The sequence below is a fragment of the Psychroserpens mesophilus genome (assembly GCF_050617655.1).
GTDB lineage: Bacteria > Bacteroidota > Bacteroidia > Flavobacteriales > Flavobacteriaceae > Psychroserpens > Psychroserpens mesophilus_A.
The window spans coordinates 1-265 of sequence record NZ_JBODQC010000207.1; the positions used below are offsets into that span (position 1 = coordinate 1).

A 265-nucleotide genomic window follows, 5' to 3' on the forward strand; every position below is an offset into this window, starting at 1 on the left:
CACCATGTTTTTTTGCGGCTTCATACACACACGCTTTAGGGTATAGTAATTGCGAAGGGCTCATTTCTTTAAGCTCCTCTATTAGCTCTGTACCAGCATTGTACTCAGCTTTGCTCAACCCTACCCATGATTTAGATTTGTCGGACAAATACTTTGCTACGATAGAGGCATAAACTTTTGGATATTGCCTAACAAAATTAATCTCTTTAATCATTTCTTTATCCATAGTGTTAAGCCCAACCTCACTATTAGCTGTCTTAAGCTT

At 38.1% G+C, this 265-nt stretch carries 1 protein-coding gene; it reads right to left on the reverse strand.

Annotated features, from left to right (window positions below; all coding sequences use genetic code 11):
- Positions 1–226 (reverse strand): hypothetical protein (locus tag ACRHNM_RS16970; protein WP_431137801.1); only part of this gene is annotated, 226 nt, incomplete at its 3' end.
- Positions 227–265 lie beyond the last annotated feature (39 nt).